The organism is Nocardioides humi (assembly GCF_006494775.1).
GTDB lineage: Bacteria > Actinomycetota > Actinomycetes > Propionibacteriales > Nocardioidaceae > Nocardioides > Nocardioides humi.
Window position 1 is genome coordinate 567,222 of the sequence record NZ_CP041146.1, and the last position, 17,008, is coordinate 584,229.

The window sequence follows — 17,008 nt, forward strand, 5'->3', positions numbered from 1 at the left end:
TGACCACGTGAACCTCTTCGGCGACGCGCTCTCCTGGATCGCCGACGGCTCCCACTGGGGCGGCCCGGGCGGCATCGACCACCGGATCCTCCAGCACCTGCTGGTCACCTTCGCCGCCGTCGGCATCGCCGCGGTGGTCGCGCTCCCCCTCGGCGTCCTCATCGGCCACACCGGCCGCGGCCGGCTGGTCGTCGTCGCGCTCGCCGGGGCCGTCCGCGCCGTCCCGACGCTCGGCCTGCTCACCCTGCTCGGCCTGGCGCTCGGCATCGGCATCGAGGCGCCGCTGCTCGCCCTCGTGGCGCTCGGCTTCCCCTCCCTGCTCGCCGGTGCGTACGCCGGCATCGAGGCGGCCGACCGCGGCGCCGTCGACGCCGCCCGCGCCGTCGGCATGAGCGAGTGGCAGCTGGTCGCCCGGGTCGAGATCCCGCTCGGCGCCGACGTCATCCTCGGCGGGATCCGCGCCGCCACGCTGCAGATCGTCGCGACGGCCACCCTGGCGGCGTACATCTCCGACACCGGGCTGGGCCGCTACCTCTTCGCCGGCCTCAAGTCCCGCGACTACGCCCAGATGCTCGCCGGCGCGCTGCTCGTGGCCGCGCTGGCGCTCCTGCTCGACCTCACCATGGCTGCCCTCCAGCGGGCCAGCCGTCCCACCACAGGAAAGGTTCCGTCATGACCCGCACCCGCATCGGCCTGCTGCTGATCGCCGTCGCGTCGCTCTCCCTCACCGCCTGCGGAGGTGACGACTCCGACCCGCTCAGCTCCGGCGACAAGGGCGGCGACACGATCGTGATCGGCTCCCAGGACTACTACTCCAACGAGATCATCGCGGAGGCCTACGCCCAGGCCCTCGAGGCCGCCGACATCAAGGTCGACCGGCAGTTCAAGATCGGCCAGCGCGAGGCCTACCTCCCCGAGCTCGAGAACGGCTCGATCGACCTCTTCCCCGAGTACACCGGCCCGCTGCTGCAGGTCTGGCAGCCCGACACCGAGGCGCGCCTGTCCGAGGACGTCTACGACGCGCTGGTCGAGGCCACCCCCGACGGGCTGCGCGTGCTCGACCAGTCCCCGGCCACCGACCAGGACTCCTACGTCGTCACCCGCGCCTTCGCCGAGAAGTGGGGCCTGGAGACCATCGACGACCTGGCCAAGGTCACCGACCCCTGGTCTTCGGCGCCAACTCCGAGGCGGAGAGCCGCCCCAACGGGCCGAAGGGCCTCAAGGACACCTACGGCGTCGACGTGTCCTTCACGCCCATCGAGGACGGCGGCGGGCCGCTCACCGTCAAGGCGCTCAAGGACGACGACATCCAGCTGGCGATCATCTACACCGGCGACCCGTCGATCAAGAAGAACGACCTGGTGACCCTCGAGGACACCAAGGGCCTGTTCCTGGCCTCCAATGTCGTCCCCGTCGCCAGCGACGACGTCAGCGACGAGGCCGCCGGCATCATCAACAAGGTGAGCGCCGCGATGTCGCCGGAGGACCTGGTCGACCTCGACGCCCGCAGCGTCGACGAGCAGCTGCCCGCGGCGACCATCGCCAAGGACTGGCTCGAGCAAGAAGGGCTGCTGTGACGCTTGCCGTCACCGGCGCGACGGGAGGGCTCGGGGGACGCGTCGCCCGAGCCCTCGCGTCGCGCGGCGTCGCGCAGCGGCTGCTGGTCCGGGACCCGGCCCGCGCGCCGGAGCTCCCGGGCGCGACGGTCACCCCCACGTCGTACGCCGACCGCGGGCTCGCCGAGGCCTCGCTGGCCGGGGTGCGCACGCTCCTCATGGTCTCGGCCGCCGAGGCGGCGGACCGGCGCGAGCAGCACCTCGCGTTCGTCGACGCCGCCGCGGCCGCCGGCGTGGAGCACGTGGTCTACACGTCCTTCCAGGGTGCGGCGGCCGACGCCACGTTCACCCTGGCCCGCGACCACTGGGCGACCGAGGAGCACCTGCGTGCCTCCGGGATGGCGTTCACCTTCCTGCGCGACAGCCTCTACCTCGACCTCCTCCCCGACCTGGTCGGCGAGGACGGCGTGATCCGCGGTCCGGCCGGCGACGGCCGGCTGGCGGCGGTGACCCGCGACGACGTCGCGGCGAGCGCCGTCGCGGTCCTCCTCCGGCCCGACGCGCACGCCGGCGCCACCTACGATCTGACCGGCCCCGAGGCGCTCACCCTCGCCGAGGTGGCGGCGATCATCGCCGAGCACACCGGACGGCCGGTGACCTACCACGACGAGACCGTCGAGGAGGCCTACGCGTCGCGGCGGCGGTGGGACGCACCCCCGTGGCAGTACGACGCCTGGGTCTCCACCTACACCGCGATCGCCCGCGGCGAGCTCGCCGCGGTCACCGACCACGTGGCGCGGCTCACCGGCCGGGCGCCGACGGGACTGGCGGCGTACCTCGGGCGCACGCCACAATCACCGGCATGACCGCAGTCGCGCTGGTGTTCGCCGGGCTGGCCGCCCTGCTGCACGTGTACATCTGGGTGATGGAGTCGCTGACCTGGACCAGCGCCCGCACCCGCGCCACCTTCGGCACCACCGAGGCGGAGGCCGAGGCCACGAAGGAGCTGGCCTTCAACCAGGGCTTCTACAACCTCTTCCTCGCCGTGGTGACCGCCGGCGGCATCGTGGCGTACGCCGTGGACGAGGACACCGTCGGCGCGACGCTGGTGTTCACCGGCGCTGGGTCGATGGTCGCCGCCGGCCTGGTGCTCCTGCTGTCCTCCCCGACAAGGCCCGCTCCGCGATCACCCAGCTCGCGCTCCCGCTCGTCGCCGTGGTGCTGCTCGCCCTCGCACTCTGACCGGCTGGCCCACCCCCGTCCGGGTACCTCCCGGCCCATGGAGAACCGAGCCGACGACCAGCTCCGCGCCCTCGTGCTCTGCTGCACGCTCAAGCCGTCGCCGGCGACGTCGAGCTCCGAGCTCCTCGGCCGGCGCGTCCTGGAGGCGCTGGGCGGCCACGACGTCACCGGCGACCTGGTGCGCATCGCCGACCACCACGTCGCCTTCGGGGTGAGCACCGACGAGGGCGACGGCGACGAGTGGCCCGGGATCCGGCGCCAGGTGCTGGCCGCCGACATCCTGGTGATCGCGACGCCGATCTGGATGGGCCAACCGTCCGCGGTGTGCAAGCTGGTCCTCGAGCGGCTGGACGCCGAGCTGAGCGAGACCGACGACGAGGGCCGCATGCTCACCTACGGCAAGGTCGCCGGCGTCGCCGTCGTCGGCAACGAGGACGGCGCCCACCACGTGTCCGCGGAGGTCTACCAGGCGCTCAGCGACGTCGGCTTCACCGTTCCCGCCAACGGCGTGACCTACTGGGTGGGCGAGGCGATGCAGGGCACCGACTACCAGGACCTCGACCCCGAGCCGGAGAAGACCGCGAGCACCACCACGACCCTGGCCGCCAACGCCGCGCACCTGGCGGCGCTGCTCAAGGCCGCGCCCTACCCACCGTCGTAGTTCAGGGCCGGACCCAGGCGTGGAACAGTGGCATGCCCTCCCACGCTCCCCGCGGGCGACGGCGACGAGGGCGTGCGGCCGGTCGAAGGTGAGCACGACCCGCCGCACCCTCCGGTCGACGTACGACGGCATGCCGGCCGCCCGGATCCCGAGCGCGGTGACGGCGGCGGCCCGGAACCCGTCGGCGTCGTAGGTGGCGGTCGCCGCCTGCACGCAGCGCAGGTCGAGCCCGTCGGCCAGCGCCTCCGGCGGGAGCAGGCCGGCCAGGCCGCGACCGGCCTCGGCGACGCCGGGGGCGGCGGTCAGCTCGTGGCGGGCCTCGGCGTGCCAGGCCGGGAGGCGGCTGGTCCACAGCTCGGCGCCCTCCTCGGGCGCCTGCCAGGCGACGAACGACTCGACGCCCTCGGTGACCCGCCACGCGTGGCCGTCGCCGAGCGGACCGGACGGACGCGAGCCGGGCGCGAGCGTCCCGCCGAGCCGGCGGGAGACGACCTCGTCGACGGCCCGCCACACGTCCGCGGCGGGCAGGTCCGGAGCGGCGATCACGCTGAGGACGTCGATGCCGTCGTCGGTGGGCGGGCCGGCCACCCCGACCGGGCCGGCGGCCTCGGTGGCGACGACCGCCTGCAGCCCGTCCTCCAGCAGCAGCCGGCCGTCGCGGTCGGTGGCCAGCCGCTCGCGCCAGCGTGGCTCGGTGACCAGGGCGGAGGCGAGGAGCAGCAGCATCCGCGGGTCGGCCCGGAGCGGGAACGCCCGGATCAGGCCGCGGGTGTGCTCGCGCGCCCACGCGTCCAGGGCGGGCTGGCCGGGCAGCGGCCCGACCGGCACCGGCCCGGGGACCGGCCGCAGCAGCGAGAGGTCGGGCCGCACCCAGCCGCCGAGGGCGGCACCGACGGCGGGATGCGGATCGGCGAGCAGGGCCGTGACGGCGGCCGTCGCGTCGCCGGCGGGCACGCCGAGCACCGCCTCGAGCGCGGCCCGGTCCGCGGGCTCCTCGACCGCCTCCGCCACAGCGCCGAGCAGCAGCCACAGTCCGGTCGCCGACAGGATCGGCGCCTCCGCCAGCCCCAGCCGCTCGCGGAGCCCCGCCGCGTGGTCGCGCAGGGCGGCGGCGGTCCGGCCGTCGACGACGGCGGTCACGAGAGCTCCGTCGCGCGCCGCTTGACCTCGGCCCAGGGGAAGCGCTGGCGCAGGGTCGCGCCGCTCGGGACACCGTCCTGCTCCTTGGCCCACGCCGCGTAGTCGGCGAACGACCCCGTGCTGCCGGGAGCGGCGAGATAGCGGGCGACGATCGCGACCACGTCGTCGTCGCTCCAGCGGCGGCTGGTGGACCGGGTCTTGTTGGTGGCGACGCCCGCGTGGGCGCAGGCGGCGTTCCACGACCCGAACCGGCGGATCAGCAGCGCCGGCGAGGCGGCGTCGCGCGGCCGCTGCCAACCGTCGTACGCCGAGGCCGTGAGCGGCTCGCCGAGCTCGGCCGCCGCGGCGGCGAGGTCGGCGGCGATCTGCTCGTCGGAGAACTCGGGGACCCGCATGGGGCCCACCGTAGCCACCTTTCGAAGGTGACGGAGAGCCGTGACGGGGGTCACTTGTCGGTGACGGACGAAGGCCGGGCGGATCTTCGGTCGTCGCGGCCGTGACCGACCGCACGCCCGCGAACCTACCGTCGGTGCACCCGCTGCGGCGGGCCCGTACCGAAGGAGCCAGACCGATGCCTTTCCTCACCCCCGTTGTCCCGCAGGTGGACCCTGCGGAGTTCCTGAGGCGCCCGCACCAGGAGCGGATCCGCTTCCTCGCCACCTTCTGGGCCGAGAACGGCTTCGGCACCCAGAAGGTGGTGCACACGATCTACATCGTGAAGCTGCTCAAGAACTCGGTGAAGTACCGGATCGCCTCGGCCGAGAAGGCGCTGGGACGCTCGATCAGCTCCGACCGGCAGGCCATCGAGCTGGCCCTCACCGCCTGCCACTGGCTGGGGCGCGCGGTCCTGCTGGGCGCGCCCTGAGAACGTCTTGTGTGCGACGACCAAAGGGCGGCACCCAAGTCCGGCCGCGCGGACCATGGGGCCGGACCCCGCTCCCGCCGTACCGTCGTGCCATGACGGACGCCATCGTGATCGGCAGCGGGCCCAACGGGCTCGCCGCGGCGCTGACCCTGGCCCGCGCGGGCGCGCAGGTCACCGTGCTCGAGGCGCGGGACGAGATCGGCGGCGGGACCCGCACCACGCAGCCGTTCGGCGAGGGCATCCTCGTCGACCACTGCGCGGCGTTCCACCCGATGGCGCTGCAGTCGCCCGCGCTGGCCGGCCTCGACCGCTACGGGCTGCAGTGGGCGTGGCCGGAGATCGACGCCGCGCACCCGCTCGACGACGCGGCGCCTGCCCTGCTGCACCGCTCCGTGGACGCGACGGCGTCCGGCCTGGGGGCGGACGCCCGCCGGTGGCGGCTGCTGTTCGGCGGGCCGTCCCGCGCCTACGACCGGCTCGCCGGCGACATCCTCGGCCCTGTCGTGCACCTGCCCCGCCACCCGCTCCTGCTGGGGCGCTTCGGTACGCCGACGCTGCTGCCCGCCGCCCTCCTGGCCCGGCTCTTCCGGACCGAGCAGGCCCGTGCGCTCTTCCTCGGCACCACCGCCCACGCCATGCGCCCGCTGACCGAGATCGTGTCCTCGGCCATCGGGATGGGCATCCTGACGGCCGGCCACCACGACGGCTGGCCCGTCGTGGTGGGCGGCACCCAGGCGCTGACCGACGCGATGGCGAAGGCGCTGGTCGACCTCGGCGGCAAGATCGAGACCGGCGTGCCGGTCACCTCCGCCGTCGAGCTCCCGCCCGCTCGCGCCGTGCTGCTCAACCTCTCGCCGTCGGCCGCCCTCGGCCTGTACGCCGACCGCCTGCCCGCGGGCACCCGGCGCGCCTACCGCCGGTACCGCTACGGCCCGGCCGCCTACAAGGTCGACTTCGCCGTCGAGCAGGGCGTGCCCTGGCGCGACGCCGAGGTCGGCCGCGCCGGCACGGTGCACCTCGGCGGCGGCCCGGCGGAGATCATCGCCAACGAGAAGGCGGTCGCCGCCGGGCGGATGCCCGAGCGCCCGTTCGTCCTGCTGGGCCAGCAGTACCTCGCCGATCCCTCCCGCTCGCGCGGCGACGTCCACCCGGTCTACAGCTACGCCCACGTCCCCGCCGGGTACGACGGCGACGCGACCGAGGCGGTCGTCGACCAGGTGGAGCGCTTCGCCCCGGGGTTCCGCGAGCGGATCGTCGACCTCCGGGTGACCCGCCCGGGCGAGTTCGCGGCCGGCAACGCCAACTACGTCGGCGGCGACATCCTCACCGGTGCCAAGTCCCCCGGCGCGCTGCTCCTCGGGCCGCGCCCCGGCCGGAGCCCCTACCGCACCGGCGTCCGCGGGGTCTACCTGTGCTCGGCCGCCGCCCCTCCGGGTCCCGGCGCCCACGGCATGGCGGGGTACCGCGCGGCCCGGCTGGCGATCAAGGACCTCGGGCTGGGCTGACTCCCCGCGGGGAATCAGTCCAGCGCGGCGGCGCCGTACACCTCGAGCCAGGTCAGGCACGCTTCGAGCCGGGCGGCGTCCCGGGTGATCCGGCCGCCGAGCTGCTGCTCTCCGGCATCGGGCCCGCCGACCACCTGGCCGAGCACGGCATCGCCCCCGTGGTCGACTACCCGCACGTCGGCGCGCACCTGGCGGACCACCCGTGCACCGCGCGGATGGGGACGGAGGGCGAGGGCGTGCTGGACGCGAGCCTGCGGGTCGCCGACGCCTCGGCGATGCCGCGGGTCACCCACGGCAACACCCACGCCCCGACCATGCTGATCGGCGAGAAGGCCGCCGACCTGATCCGGGGCGGTGCCTGAACCGGCCGTCGTCGGCCGTCATCAGCCGTCTGCCAGCATGGCGGGGTGAGACCGAGCATCCTGTGGTTCCGGCGGGACCTGCGGCTCGGCGACCATCCCGCCCTGCTGGCCGCCGCCGCGGACGGGCCGGTCCTCCCTCTGTTCGTCCTCGACGACGCGCTGCTCGCGCCCTCCGGCGCGGTCCGGCGGGCGTTCCTGCTGCGCACCCTGCGCGCCCTGGACGCCGACCTGCGCCGGCACGGCCCGGGACTGGTCGTCCGCGGTGGCCGGCCCGCGACGGTGGTGCGCGACCTGGCCGCCGAGGTCGACGCGCGCGGGGTGCACGTCAGCGCCGACTTCGGACCGTACGGCGCGGCCCGCGACGACGAGGTCGCGGACGCGCTCGGCGATGTCCCGCTCGTGCGCACCGGGTCGCCGTACGCCGTCGCGCCGGGGCGGGTGCGCACCGGCTCCGGGCATCCCTACCGGGTCTTCACGCCGTTCCACCGGGCCTGGGTCGAGCACGGCTGGCGCGCGCCCGCGGAGTCCGACCCCGCGGCGGTCGACTGGGTGGGTGCGCCGGGCTCGGATCTCCCGGAGGAGCCGGTCGTCTCCGGGATCGACCTGCCCGAGGCGGGCGAGGCCGCGGCGTTGGCGCGCTGGGAGGAGTGGCGCGGCACGCCGTACGACGACGTCCGCGACCGCCCCGACCTGGACGCCACCTCGCGGCTGTCGCCCCACCTGCGCTGGGGCAGCATCCACCCGCGCACGATCCTCGCCGGCATCGACGCGCGCAACCCCCACGCCGCGACCTTCCGCAAGGAGCTGGCCTGGCGCGAGTTCTACGCCCAGGTCCTGCACGCCTGGCCGGGGTCGGCGCGGGAGTACTTCCGGCCCGAGCTGCGCGACCTGCCCTATGTCACCGGGGCGGAGCGCCGGCGCCGGCTCGACGCGTGGGCGGCCGGCCGCACCGGGTACCCGATCGTGGACGCCGGGATGCGGCAGCTGCTCGCCGAGGGCTGGATGCACAACCGGGTGCGGATGATCGTGGCGTCCTTCCTGGTCAAGGACCTCCAGGTCGAGTGGCAGCACGGCGCCCGGCACTTCATGGAGCACCTGGTCGACGGCGACCTCGCCAGCAACCAGCACAACTGGCAGTGGGTCGCAGGCTGCGGCACCGACGCGGCGCCGTACTTCAGGATCTTCAACCCGACCGCCCAGGGAAGGAAGTTCGACCCCGACGGCGCCTACGTCCGGCGCTGGGTGCCCGAGCTGGCCGACCCCTCGCTCGGTGACTACCCGGAGCCGATCGTCGACCACGCCGAGCAGCGGGCCGCCGCGCTCGAGGCCTACCAGCTGCTGCGGCGGCACGGATGACGGCGCCCACGCTCACCGACACCTGGCTGCCCGAGGGCGCCCGGGCCCTCGCGCTCGTGCTGCACGGCGGCGCCGAGCGCGGCACCGGTCCCGTCGACGGCCGCAGCCTGTCCTGGCGCCGGGGTCGCGCCCTGGCCCGCCAGCTCGCCGCCGGTCTCAACGCCGACGGCATCGGCGTCGTCCTGCTCCGCTACCGGCTCAAGGGCTGGAACGCCGGCCACGGCCCCGTCCCCGCACCCGTCGCCGACGCCCGCTGGGCCCTCGACGAGCTCGCCCGCACCCACGACCTCCCCGTCGCCGTCCTCGGCCACTCCATGGGCGCCCGGACCGGCGTCGCCGTCGCCGACCACCCCGGCGTCCGCGGCGTCGTCGCACTCGCCCCCTGGCTGCCCCCGGACGACCCCGTCGCCCCGCTGGCCGGCAAGATGCTCCGCGCCGCCCACGGCCGCCTCGATCGGATCACCTCCGCCCGCGCCACCCGCGCCTACGTCGCCCGCGCGGCCGAGGTCGCCGACGCCGAGTTCACCGACATGGGCGCCGTCGGGCACTACCTGCTGCGGCGGGTGCCGTTGTGGAACGCGTACGCCGCGGCCGGGGTGCGGGAGGTCCTCTGCTCTGCTGGCGGCGGGTGATCTGCTCGGGCTGTGGGTTTGCTCGGTGCGGGTCTTTGATTGACCGATGACGTGGTTGCGGTCCGCTGGGGTCACGGTGGTTGGTTGATCGCCGCTGTCCGGGGTCGGGTCGTTGGTGGTCGTCGGCCTGGGGTTGCGGTGGTCGCGGGGATCGCAGTGCTGAGAATCGGGTCTGGACACGCCTGCGTCCCCGCAACCGTCGGGTTGCGGGGTGCGGGGCGGGGTGGCTACTCGTCGGGTGGCGCTGGGTCGCCGGCGGGGTCGGTCGCGTGGTGGATGGGGTGGGTGCCTCGGTGGTCGACACGGAACGTGAAGCCGTTGGGGCTGGTCCAGATGTAGGAGCCGGGCATCACGATGTCGTAGGACCACGCGGAGTGGGTTTTCGCCCGGTGATGGCGTCTGCACAGGGCCACCTCGTTGCACGGACAGGTAGGCCCGCCCTCGCCGTAGGGTCGGGCGTGGTCGAGGTCGCAGCGGGTGGCTGGTCTGGTGCAGTGCGGGAACCGACACGCATGGTCGCGCAGAGCGACCTGGACGCGGTGGCGCTCGGGGATCTCGTAGGAGTCGATCGGCACGTGGTCGGCCAGATCGATCACCGGTCGCACGATCACGGTCGAGGCGGTGCCGAGCCACTTGCGGATCTGCTCGCTCGACACGGGGACCTGCTGGTCTTCCCATCTGCCGACGGGGTTGTGGCCGGTCAGGGTGGTGTCGGTGATGTGGACGTTCACGACGGCTTTGCGGCCCGGCGAACCCTCCAGATCGAGCGTGAGGTCCGCCCGGGCCAACTCCCCGAGCGCGACCGAGCGCCGCACATCGAGCGGAGCGTCGTTGCCGAGGTCCCCGAGCAGACGGGCGCGGCGGGCGATCGCAACCTCGAGGTCGTGTCCGTCAGCGGCGTCGAGCACGGCATCGAGGTGCACGATCCCGTTCGTGTTGCCGTGGGTGTCGGGGTCCCCGACCTCCACATACCGCTGGTCCGCAGCCGCCTCCCGCTCGGCTTCGGCGCGTTCGGGGTCGAACCGGAGAATCGCTTCGGCGATGAGCCGGTCCAACTGGGCCCACCCGACCCCGGAGGCGTGGACGAGCTGCCGGTCCACGAACCCGGCCGCGTCGGCGTTCAAGGCGTGGGTGAGGTCCGCGATCCGCTCGGCCCGCCACGGGGTGAGCCGACCCGTCATCACGGCGGCATAGACGGTCGGGAGCCGCCAGGCGCATTCGATGACCCGCCCCACATAGGCGCGTCCACCGTCCGGCGAGCGTCCGAGCACGGCGACGAGCTCCATGAGCGCGAACTCCGACACCAACGGCGCCCCGTCCCCGGCGATCGGGACCCCCGTATCGAGAAACCCGTCGGTGATCGTCGCCGCACCCTCCGGCCCGACGACGACGTGGTCGCTGGCCCAGGTGACGATGTCCTGCCACTCCTCGATCAGCAGGGTGTCACGGGCCTGGATCCGCGCACCGACCCGCGACAGCAGTGCTGCCGTCGTACGGGGCCGGGTTCCGAGATCCATGACACAGATTCTCCCACCCACCCCCGACACCACGAAACGAGCAGACCCCGCCTGTGGACAAGCGAAACCGCCCCATCGGACAGGCCGAGCAGACCGCACGGACCGGACAGACCGGAAGGCCTCAGGCCAGCGCCAGGAACAGCTTCTCCATCTTCTTGGCGTCCACGCTGTCGGGGCCGCCCTCCTCGAGGCACTTCTGCAGTCCGGAGGAGACCAGGGCGTAGCCGCCGCGACTGACGGCCTTGCTGACGGCGGCGAGTTGCAGCAGGGCGTCCTCGCACTCGGCGCCGTCCTCGAGCATCCGGATCACCGACACCAGGTGGCCGTTGGCCCGCTTGAGACGGGTGATGATCGCCTTGATCTCCTCAGGCTCCAGCTGCATCGTCCACTCCTGCATCGGCGGTGTCGTCCTCGGTCAGTGCGTCTATCATCCCCACCAGCCGGGCGCGCGCGTCGGCGGCCACGGCGCCGAGCTCCGCATCGGGCGCGATCGCGGCCAGGAACGCCGGGTCGAGCACCTCGACCCGGGTCCACCCCTCCCCTGCGTCGGCGACCACGACGTTGCACGGCAGCAGGGTCGCGACGCGCGGGTCGTGGCCCGGATGTCGGTCTCGGTCAGCACCCCGAAGCCTGCCTCGGCGAGCAGCGCCCGCACCCGCCCCACCGTCGCGTCGTACGCCGTCGGGACGGTCGTGCAGATCGTGAAGCCAGCGGGTACGTCGCTGTCGGTCATGGCATTCCTCCTCGGCCCCATATCCCCCTAGGGGGATCTGCTAGAGTTCGAGCATAACCCCCTGGGGGGATATGGGCGAACGGCAGCCGACCCCGAGAAGGAGCACCATGACCGAGCACAGCTCACCCCACGGCAAGCCCGTCCTCGACGAGCTCTCGCCGCTGCACCGCAACCTGCGCCGCGCCGTCCCCGACGTCTACACCGGCTTCGGCGAGCTCTCGAGGGCCGCGTTCGCCGACGGCGCCCTCCCCCGTGCCACCAAGGAGCTGATCGCGCTCGCGATCGGCGTCGCCGAGGGCTGCGACGGCTGCATCGCCTCCCACGCGCAGGCGGCCGCGCGGGCCGGCGCCACCCGGCAGGAGGCCGCCGAGGCCATCGGCGTCGCCTTCCTGATGCACGGTGGTCCGGCCACCATCCACGGCGCCCGCGCGTACGACGCCTTCTGCTCCTTCGCCGACGCGGTCGTCGGGTCCGCGGACCCGGGGGCCTGAGCATGTGCCGCGCAGTGCGCTGCCGCAGGTGCGGCAAGACGACCTGGTCCGGCTGCGGCCAGCACGTCGCCTCGGTCAGGGCGCTGGTGCCCGCCGCGCAGTGGTGCGGCGGGCACGAGGACGACGGGCGCGAGGACGGCGGGAGCCTCCTCCGCCGGCTGTTCGGGCGCTGACCCCTCAGGAGGGCCAGCCCGTGTAGCCCTCCGCGAGGTACGTCGAGCCCGCAGTGGACGAGACGAGCGAGGTCAGCTCGCCGACCTGGCGGTGTACGCCGAAGTCACTGGCGTCGGGCAGGCGGTCCGCTCGCCGATCGGCTCCCCGCCGTGCTGGATCGTGAGGTCCGCCTCCACCGGGTCCACGTCGGAGTGGCCGAACACCGGCGCGACCAGCTCGACGCCCTCGGGGTCGGCGTGGCGCAGGTTCTCCGTGATCTCGGCGGTGATCCGCTCCTGGGGATCCAGCGCCGGCGGCGCTGCGGTGGTGGTCGTGAGCACCCGTCCACGCTAGGTGCGCGGACCGGCCCGCGCCGATGGAGTGCTTCCACTCAGCGCAATACCTTGGCGAGGAGCGCGATGGCCGGCAACACCTCGGTCCCGGGCGCGACCGTGGTCTCGCGCAGCCTCGCCCTGCTCTTCGCCTTCGACGAGACCCACCGCCGGCTCGCCCTCTCCGAGCTCGCCCGCCGAGCCTGCCTGCCCCTCCCGACCGCGCACCGGCTGGTCGGGGCCTCCAGGTCGCCGCGCAGGGCGTCGGGCGGTCGCTGGCCTGACAGGCGTGCGGCTCAGGCCTCCATCGCCTCCGCCAGCTCCGCGGCGTCGTCGCTGCCGAGGAGGAGGGCATAGGAGAACCCGGCGATCAGGCCGCCGACGACGGGCGCGACGATGAACAGCCAGAGCTGGCCGATCGCGTCGCCGCCGGCGAACAGGCCCACGCCGATCGAGCGCGCCGGGTTCACCGAGGTGTTGGTGACCGGGATGCTGATCAGGTGGATCAGGGTCAGCGCGAGCCCGATGGCCAGCGGCGCGAAGCCCTTGGGCGCGCGGGTGTCGGTGGTCCCGAGGATCACCCACAGGAACACCGCGGTCAGCAGCACCTCGATCACCAGGCAGGCGAGCAGGCTGTAGCCGAGCGGCGAGCGGTCGTCGTACCCGTTGGAGGCGAAGCCGCTCTTCACGGCGTCGAAGCCGTCCGTGCCGCTGGCCACCAGCAGGAGCGCCGCGCCGGCGACGACGCCGGCCACGACCTGGGTGACGATGTAGACCGGGGTGTCCTTCCAGGCGATCCGGCCGCCGGCCGCGGCTCCCAGCGTGACGGCCGGGTTGAAGTGGCCGCCGGAGATGTGACCGACCGCGTAGGCCATCACGAGGACGGTCAGGCCGAAGGCGAGCGCGACGCCGGCGAAGCCGACGTGCTCACCCGCGAGGACGGCCGTTCCGCAGCCGCCGAAGACGAGGACGAAGGTGCCGAGGAACTCCGCGGCGACGATCTTGGGGACAGCGGGTTGAGTGGACATCGTGCCTCCTGAGGAGAGCGGCCCGACGAGGCCGGGCCTGAGAGGCAGTATCGCGCCGCGACGGCCGCCGGTCGCGCTGCCGCGCCGCTCGGCGTGGCGCACGTCACATGCTCAGGCCGCGTCGCGCGCCCGGAGGTACGCCGTCAGCGGCCCCGGCAGCTGCGCCGGCCGGTCGCCCCAGTCGTAGACGACCGCGGTCCGCGCGATCAGGTCGTGCAGCGCCCGGTGGTCGCGGCGCAGCACGACGAGCAGCGCGCCCACGCCGAAGAAGGAGGTGCTCAGCGGCAGGACCAGGGTTCGCACGAGGCAGGCGCCCGGGCCGACGGGGCGCCCGTGCCGGGAGACGACCTTGAGGCCGACGACCGCCTTGCCCACGGTCCGTCCGCTCACCGCGGTGCTGACGACGACGTACACCGCGCCCCACGCGAGCAGTGCGATCGACGCCACCGCGCCGGTGCCCTCCTCGAGCGAGACGTCGAGGATCGCGTCCAGCAGGAAGCCGGCCAGCGCCACCCCGATCGAGTACGACGCCAGCACCACCCCCACGTCGATGGCGACCGCCGCGGCCCGGCTCACCGGCCCGGCGTACTGGCCGGTGACCGTCGCGTGCCTCACTGCTCCACCACCAGCAGGGCGGGGCCGAGCGGCGCCGGGCCGCGGCGGCGCAGCAGCCGGTCGACCATCGCGCCGACGACCCGGTCGAGCCCGACCACCTGGCGGCGCGCGACGTCGAGGGTGCGGCCGGCGAGGTTGCCCGTCGTCTCGGCGACGATGTCCGGGATCCCGGCGCGCTGCACGAGCGCCTCGACGTCGGCCCGCGCGAGCAGCCGGTCGACGTCGACCCGGTCCAGCAGCCGGTTGACGTCGACGCGCTCGAGCAGGTGGTTGACGTCGATCTGGTCGAGCACGGCGTCGAGGTCGACGTGCTCGAGGATCTCCTCCACGGGGACGGCGTCGACCACCTTGCCGGTGACCGCGCCGGCGACACGGCTGAACAGTCCGTGATCTGGCGGTGTCATGGGCCGAGGATTCCATAGGCTGCGCGCATGCATCTGCTCGTTCCGACCTCGACGCTCGGCTGGCTCGTCTTCGGACTCGACATGGTCCTGCGCCTGGTCGCGCTCGGCGTCATCCCCGGCAACCGGAAGCCGTCGACCGGGATGGCCTGGCTGCTGCTCATCATGGTCGAGCCGATCATCGGGTTCGCGATCTTCCTGCTCTTCGGCAGGATCCGGCTCGGCAACCGCCGGATCACCCGCCAGCGCACGGCGATCGCCGCCATCCGCGAGCGCAGCCGCGAGCTCCCGCTCTCCTTCGACTCCGCCAAGCTGCCGGCGGCGATGGCGCGGGTGGCCCACCTCAACGAGAACCTGGGCTCGCTGCCGCTCACCGGCGGCAACGAGGTCGAGCTGTGGCCCGACTACCGCGGCCTGATGACCGAGATGGCCCGCGAGATCGACCGGGCGCGCAGCCACGTGCACGTGCAGTTCTACATCACCGCATGGGACGAGGTGACCGACCCGGTCTTCCAGGCCATGGTCCGCGCGACCGAGCGCGGCGTCGACGTACGCCTCCTCTTCGACCACATCGGCTCCCGCCGGATCCCGGGCTACAAGAGGATGGTCAAGCGGCTGCGCGGCACCCGGATCGCGTGGCACCCGATGCTGCCGATCAAGCCGCTGCAGGGCCGGTTCCGCCGTCCCGACCTGCGCAACCACCGCAAGATCCTCGTCGTCGACGGCAGCGTCGGGTTCACCGGCTCCCTCAACCTCACCGAGCCCTGCTACAACAAGCCGGCCAACCGCCGGCTCGGCCGCGAGTGGGTCGAGCTGATGGTGCGCCTCGAGGGGCCTGTCGTCGGCGCCCTCAACGCGGTCTTCGCCTCCGACTGGTACGTCGAGACCGGCCAGGTCGTCGACCTCGTCGCCGTGCACGGCGAGCCGGACCGCCGGCCCGAGGAGATCTTCGACGTGCCGTGCCAGGTCGTGCCCAGCGGCCCCGGCATCGTCGCGGAGAACAACCTGCGCATGTTCACCACGCTGCTCTACGCCGCCACCGAGCGGATCTCGCTGACCTCACCGTACTTCGTGCCCGACGAGTCGCTGCTGTACGCCGTCACCACGGCCGCCGAGCGCGGCATCGAGGTCGAGCTGTTCGTGAGCGAGGTGTCCGACCAGTTCCTCGTCGGGCACGCGCAGGCGTCGTACTACAAGGCGCTGCTGGAGGCGGGCGTGCGGATCTACCAGTACCCGGCGCCGTACATCCTCCACTCGAAGCACTTCACCATCGACGACCAGGTCGCCGTCGTCGGCTCGAGCAATATGGACATGCGCTCGTTCGCGCTCAACTACGAGGTCTCGCTGATGATGCCGGACCCCGCCGTGGTCGCGAAGATGCGCCGGATCGAGGACACCTACCGCGCCCTGTCCAAGGAGCTCACCCTCGCCGCGTGGGACGAGCGCTCCCCCGGCACGAAGTACGTCGACAACGTGGCCCGGCTGACCGCCGCCCTCCAGTGAGGGCTCTCGGCGCCGAACCGAGGCAGAATGGGGCGATGACCACCACCGAGCTGGTCCCCTACCTCCACGTCGCCGACGCCCGCGCCGCGATCGAGTGGTACTGCGACGTCCTGGGCGCCGAGGTCGTCTACCCGCCGATCGAGATGCCCGACGGCCGGGTCGGCCATGTCGAGCTCGCCGTCGACGGCGCCCGCTGGATGATGTCCGACGAGTGGCCCGAGCTGCATGCCGAGGCGCCCCGCGGCGACCGCGGCCTGCCGGTCACCCTGCACCTGACCGTCCCCGACGTCGACGGGCTCTGCGCGCGGGTCACCGCCGCCGGCACGCCCCTGGACCGCGGACCCGAGGACTCCCCGCCGGCCGGCCGGGTCGCGTCCTTCCGTGACCCCTTCGGCCACCGCTGGCTCCTCAACCGGCCCTGACCGGCGCTCAGCCGTGCCCCACGTGCTCCTCGAACACCAGCACCGTCTGCGTCGCGACGACCTCGGGCAGCGACTGGATCCGCTCCAGTACGAGCTCGCGCAGGTGCTCGGCGTCGCGGGCGCGGACCAGCATCACGCAGTCGAAGTCGCCGGCGACGAGCGCGATGTGGGCGGCCTCCTCGAGCGCCCAGGCCTTCTTGCGGAAGGACTTCCAGGTGTTCTGCTTGATCCGGACGTGGATGTACGCCGGCAGGCCGAGCCCCAGCGCGGCGGGGTCGACGTCGACGGTGAAGCCGCGGATCACCCCGGTGTCGACGAGCCGCTTGACCCGGGCGTACGCGCTGGCCCGGCTGATCCCGAGCCGCTCGGCGACCTCCCGGATCGAGGTCCGCGAGTCGGCACGCAGGACGTCCAGAATTCCAGTGTCGACGGCATCCATGGCGGACAGATTGCCATCAAATGGCGGTGGTCGGCAGCAATTCGTCCGACTCGAC

23 protein-coding genes and 2 pseudogenes are annotated in these 17,008 nt (G+C 73.6%); 15 read left to right on the forward strand and 10 right to left on the reverse strand.

The window, feature by feature from the left end:
• Positions 1-7 precede the first annotated feature (7 nt).
• The 5 genes and pseudogenes from FIV44_RS02745 (at position 8) to FIV44_RS02770 (ending at position 4,701) form a co-directional block, all read left to right on the forward strand.
• A complete protein-coding gene (locus FIV44_RS02745; RefSeq protein ID WP_141003153.1) occupies positions 8-676 on the forward strand; it encodes an ABC transporter permease in 669 nt (222 codons plus the stop codon).
• A pseudogene (locus FIV44_RS02750) lies at positions 673-1,577 on the forward strand (ABC transporter substrate-binding protein). Before FIV44_RS02745 ends, FIV44_RS02750 begins: the two are co-directional and overlap by 4 nt.
• Complete coding sequence (locus FIV44_RS02755) at positions 1,574-2,422, forward strand: SDR family oxidoreductase (RefSeq protein WP_246086776.1); 849 nt, start codon at positions 1,574-1,576, stop codon at positions 2,420-2,422. The pseudogene FIV44_RS02750 and the gene FIV44_RS02755 overlap by 4 nt, the downstream one beginning before the upstream one ends.
• Complete coding sequence (locus FIV44_RS31710) at positions 2,419-3,459, forward strand: DUF1304 family protein (RefSeq protein ID WP_246086777.1); 1,041 nt, start codon at positions 2,419-2,421, stop codon at positions 3,457-3,459. The genes FIV44_RS02755 and FIV44_RS31710 overlap by 4 nt, the downstream gene beginning before the upstream one ends.
• A 27-nt stretch (positions 3,460-3,486) precedes the next feature.
• Positions 3,487-4,701 carry a hypothetical protein gene (locus FIV44_RS02770; protein WP_141003155.1) on the forward strand — a complete coding sequence of 405 codons (1,215 nt, stop codon included), beginning with the start codon at positions 3,487-3,489 and terminating at the stop codon, positions 4,699-4,701.
• Here FIV44_RS02770 and FIV44_RS02775 read toward each other — a convergent pair.
• Positions 4,596-4,994, reverse strand: a complete 399-nt coding sequence (locus FIV44_RS02775; RefSeq protein ID WP_141003156.1) for a homing endonuclease associated repeat-containing protein — start codon at positions 4,992-4,994, stop codon at positions 4,596-4,598. The genes FIV44_RS02770 and FIV44_RS02775 overlap by 106 nt on opposite strands.
• A 176-nt stretch (positions 4,995-5,170) precedes the next feature.
• Here FIV44_RS02775 and FIV44_RS02780 point away from each other — a divergent pair, with 176 nt between their 5' ends.
• Complete coding sequence (locus FIV44_RS02780; RefSeq protein WP_141003157.1) at positions 5,171-5,464, forward strand: DUF3556 domain-containing protein; 294 nt, start codon at positions 5,171-5,173, stop codon at positions 5,462-5,464.
• Between the two features lie 92 nt (positions 5,465-5,556).
• Positions 5,557-6,969 carry a phytoene desaturase family protein gene (locus tag FIV44_RS02785; RefSeq protein WP_141003158.1) on the forward strand — a complete coding sequence of 471 codons (1,413 nt, stop codon included), beginning with the start codon at positions 5,557-5,559 and terminating at the stop codon, positions 6,967-6,969.
• A gap of 14 nt (positions 6,970-6,983) precedes the next feature.
• On the opposite strand, the gene FIV44_RS33015 is transcribed toward FIV44_RS02785, so the two are convergent.
• Positions 6,984-7,115 (reverse strand): hypothetical protein, encoded by a 132-nt coding sequence (locus tag FIV44_RS33015; protein ID WP_281285800.1) that lies wholly within the window; start codon positions 7,113-7,115, stop codon positions 6,984-6,986.
• Between the two features lie 51 nt (positions 7,116-7,166).
• Between FIV44_RS33015 and FIV44_RS31715 the strand changes: the two are divergent.
• The 3 genes and pseudogenes from FIV44_RS31715 to FIV44_RS02800 form a co-directional block, all read left to right on the forward strand.
• Positions 7,167-7,331, forward strand: a pseudogene (locus FIV44_RS31715) (GMC oxidoreductase); the annotation flags it as partial.
• 45 nt (positions 7,332-7,376) lie between these two features.
• Positions 7,377-8,687, forward strand: a complete 1,311-nt coding sequence (locus FIV44_RS02795; protein WP_141003160.1) for a cryptochrome/photolyase family protein — start codon at positions 7,377-7,379, stop codon at positions 8,685-8,687.
• Complete coding sequence (locus tag FIV44_RS02800; RefSeq protein ID WP_141003161.1) at positions 8,684-9,319, forward strand: alpha/beta hydrolase; 636 nt, start codon at positions 8,684-8,686, stop codon at positions 9,317-9,319. The genes FIV44_RS02795 and FIV44_RS02800 overlap by 4 nt, the downstream gene beginning before the upstream one ends.
• A 227-nt stretch (positions 9,320-9,546) precedes the next feature.
• On the opposite strand, the gene FIV44_RS02805 is transcribed toward FIV44_RS02800, so the two are convergent.
• The 3 genes from FIV44_RS02805 to FIV44_RS31720 form a co-directional block, all read right to left on the reverse strand.
• On the reverse strand, positions 9,547-10,836 hold the full coding sequence (locus tag FIV44_RS02805) for an HNH endonuclease signature motif containing protein (protein WP_141003162.1): 1,290 nt from the start codon (positions 10,834-10,836) through the stop codon (positions 9,547-9,549).
• Between the two features lie 121 nt (positions 10,837-10,957).
• Positions 10,958-11,218, reverse strand: a complete 261-nt coding sequence (locus FIV44_RS02810; protein WP_141003163.1) for a metal-sensitive transcriptional regulator — start codon at positions 11,216-11,218, stop codon at positions 10,958-10,960.
• Entirely contained in the window at positions 11,202-11,393 is a 192-nt protein-coding gene (locus FIV44_RS31720) for a DUF302 domain-containing protein (RefSeq protein ID WP_246086778.1), read from the reverse strand. Before FIV44_RS31720 ends, FIV44_RS02810 begins: the two co-directional genes overlap by 17 nt.
• A 283-nt stretch (positions 11,394-11,676) precedes the next feature.
• Here FIV44_RS31720 and FIV44_RS02820 point away from each other — a divergent pair, with 283 nt between their 5' ends.
• Both FIV44_RS02820 and FIV44_RS30175 read left to right on the forward strand, forming a co-directional pair.
• Positions 11,677-12,060: a carboxymuconolactone decarboxylase family protein gene (locus FIV44_RS02820; RefSeq protein ID WP_141003164.1), complete on the forward strand. Its 384-nt coding sequence runs from the start codon at positions 11,677-11,679 to the stop codon at positions 12,058-12,060.
• 2 nt (positions 12,061-12,062) lie between these two features.
• On the forward strand, positions 12,063-12,233 hold the full coding sequence (locus FIV44_RS30175; RefSeq protein WP_181410948.1) for a hypothetical protein: 171 nt from the start codon (positions 12,063-12,065) through the stop codon (positions 12,231-12,233).
• 72 nt (positions 12,234-12,305) lie between these two features.
• Here the strand turns inward: FIV44_RS30175 and FIV44_RS31025 are convergent, their stop codons facing one another.
• Positions 12,306-12,554 (reverse strand): hypothetical protein, encoded by a 249-nt coding sequence (locus tag FIV44_RS31025; RefSeq protein ID WP_219996587.1) that lies wholly within the window; start codon positions 12,552-12,554, stop codon positions 12,306-12,308.
• Between the two features lie 78 nt (positions 12,555-12,632).
• On the opposite strand from FIV44_RS31025, the gene FIV44_RS33820 reads away from it, so the two are divergent.
• Complete coding sequence (locus FIV44_RS33820) at positions 12,633-12,902, forward strand: helix-turn-helix domain-containing protein (protein ID WP_141003165.1); 270 nt, start codon at positions 12,633-12,635, stop codon at positions 12,900-12,902.
• Here the strand turns inward: FIV44_RS33820 and aqpZ are convergent.
• From aqpZ to FIV44_RS30185, 3 genes are all read right to left on the reverse strand, one after another.
• On the reverse strand, positions 12,842-13,573 hold the full coding sequence (aqpZ, locus tag FIV44_RS02835) for an aquaporin Z (RefSeq protein ID WP_141003166.1): 732 nt from the start codon (positions 13,571-13,573) through the stop codon (positions 12,842-12,844). The genes FIV44_RS33820 and aqpZ overlap by 61 nt on opposite strands.
• A 111-nt stretch (positions 13,574-13,684) precedes the next feature.
• The gene (locus tag FIV44_RS30180; protein WP_181410949.1) at positions 13,685-14,188 is read right to left on the reverse strand and encodes an RDD family protein; all 504 of its coding nucleotides are present in this window, start codon (positions 14,186-14,188) and stop codon (positions 13,685-13,687) included.
• Positions 14,185-14,592, reverse strand: coding sequence for a hypothetical protein (locus FIV44_RS30185; protein WP_181410950.1), 408 nt, complete (start codon positions 14,590-14,592; stop codon positions 14,185-14,187). Before FIV44_RS30185 ends, FIV44_RS30180 begins: the two co-directional genes overlap by 4 nt.
• Positions 14,593-14,619: 27 nt before the next feature.
• Here FIV44_RS30185 and cls point away from each other — a divergent pair, with 27 nt between their 5' ends.
• Both cls and FIV44_RS02850 read left to right on the forward strand, forming a co-directional pair.
• Positions 14,620-16,092: a cardiolipin synthase gene (cls, locus tag FIV44_RS02845; protein WP_141003168.1), complete on the forward strand. Its 1,473-nt coding sequence runs from the start codon at positions 14,620-14,622 to the stop codon at positions 16,090-16,092.
• A 35-nt stretch (positions 16,093-16,127) separates the two neighbouring features.
• Complete coding sequence (locus FIV44_RS02850) at positions 16,128-16,514, forward strand: VOC family protein (RefSeq protein ID WP_141003169.1); 387 nt, start codon at positions 16,128-16,130, stop codon at positions 16,512-16,514.
• Between the two features lie 7 nt (positions 16,515-16,521).
• Here the strand turns inward: FIV44_RS02850 and FIV44_RS02855 are convergent, their stop codons facing one another.
• The gene (locus tag FIV44_RS02855) at positions 16,522-16,953 is read right to left on the reverse strand and encodes an Lrp/AsnC family transcriptional regulator (RefSeq protein ID WP_141003170.1); all 432 of its coding nucleotides are present in this window, start codon (positions 16,951-16,953) and stop codon (positions 16,522-16,524) included.
• Positions 16,954-17,008: the final 55 nt, after the last annotated feature.

What these genes read in the sequence shown, in the direction of transcription:
- FIV44_RS31710 (WP_246086777.1), top strand. Translation starts at nt 2,419, where the DNA reads ATGACCGCAGTCGCGCTGGTGTTCGCCGGGCTGGCCGCCCTGCTGCAC.
- FIV44_RS02775 (WP_141003156.1), bottom strand. Translation starts at nt 4,994, where the DNA reads ATGCGGGTCCCCGAGTTCTCCGACGAGCAGATCGCCGCCGACCTCGCC.
- FIV44_RS02780 (WP_141003157.1), top strand. Translation starts at nt 5,171, where the DNA reads ATGCCTTTCCTCACCCCCGTTGTCCCGCAGGTGGACCCTGCGGAGTTC.
- FIV44_RS02785 (WP_141003158.1), top strand. Translation starts at nt 5,557, where the DNA reads ATGACGGACGCCATCGTGATCGGCAGCGGGCCCAACGGGCTCGCCGCG.
- FIV44_RS02800 (WP_141003161.1), top strand. Translation starts at nt 8,684, where the DNA reads ATGACGGCGCCCACGCTCACCGACACCTGGCTGCCCGAGGGCGCCCGG.
- FIV44_RS02805 (WP_141003162.1), bottom strand. Translation starts at nt 10,836, where the DNA reads ATGGATCTCGGAACCCGGCCCCGTACGACGGCAGCACTGCTGTCGCGG.
- FIV44_RS02810 (WP_141003163.1), bottom strand. Translation starts at nt 11,218, where the DNA reads ATGCAGCTGGAGCCTGAGGAGATCAAGGCGATCATCACCCGTCTCAAG.
- FIV44_RS02820 (WP_141003164.1), top strand. Translation starts at nt 11,677, where the DNA reads ATGACCGAGCACAGCTCACCCCACGGCAAGCCCGTCCTCGACGAGCTC.
- FIV44_RS30175 (WP_181410948.1), top strand. Translation starts at nt 12,063, where the DNA reads ATGTGCCGCGCAGTGCGCTGCCGCAGGTGCGGCAAGACGACCTGGTCC.
- FIV44_RS33820 (WP_141003165.1), top strand. Translation starts at nt 12,633, where the DNA reads ATGGCCGGCAACACCTCGGTCCCGGGCGCGACCGTGGTCTCGCGCAGC.
- aqpZ (WP_141003166.1), bottom strand. Translation starts at nt 13,573, where the DNA reads ATGTCCACTCAACCCGCTGTCCCCAAGATCGTCGCCGCGGAGTTCCTC.
- FIV44_RS30185 (WP_181410950.1), bottom strand. Translation starts at nt 14,592, where the DNA reads ATGACACCGCCAGATCACGGACTGTTCAGCCGTGTCGCCGGCGCGGTC.
- cls (WP_141003168.1), top strand. Translation starts at nt 14,620, where the DNA reads ATGCATCTGCTCGTTCCGACCTCGACGCTCGGCTGGCTCGTCTTCGGA.
- FIV44_RS02850 (WP_141003169.1), top strand. Translation starts at nt 16,128, where the DNA reads ATGACCACCACCGAGCTGGTCCCCTACCTCCACGTCGCCGACGCCCGC.
- FIV44_RS02855 (WP_141003170.1), bottom strand. Translation starts at nt 16,953, where the DNA reads ATGGATGCCGTCGACACTGGAATTCTGGACGTCCTGCGTGCCGACTCG.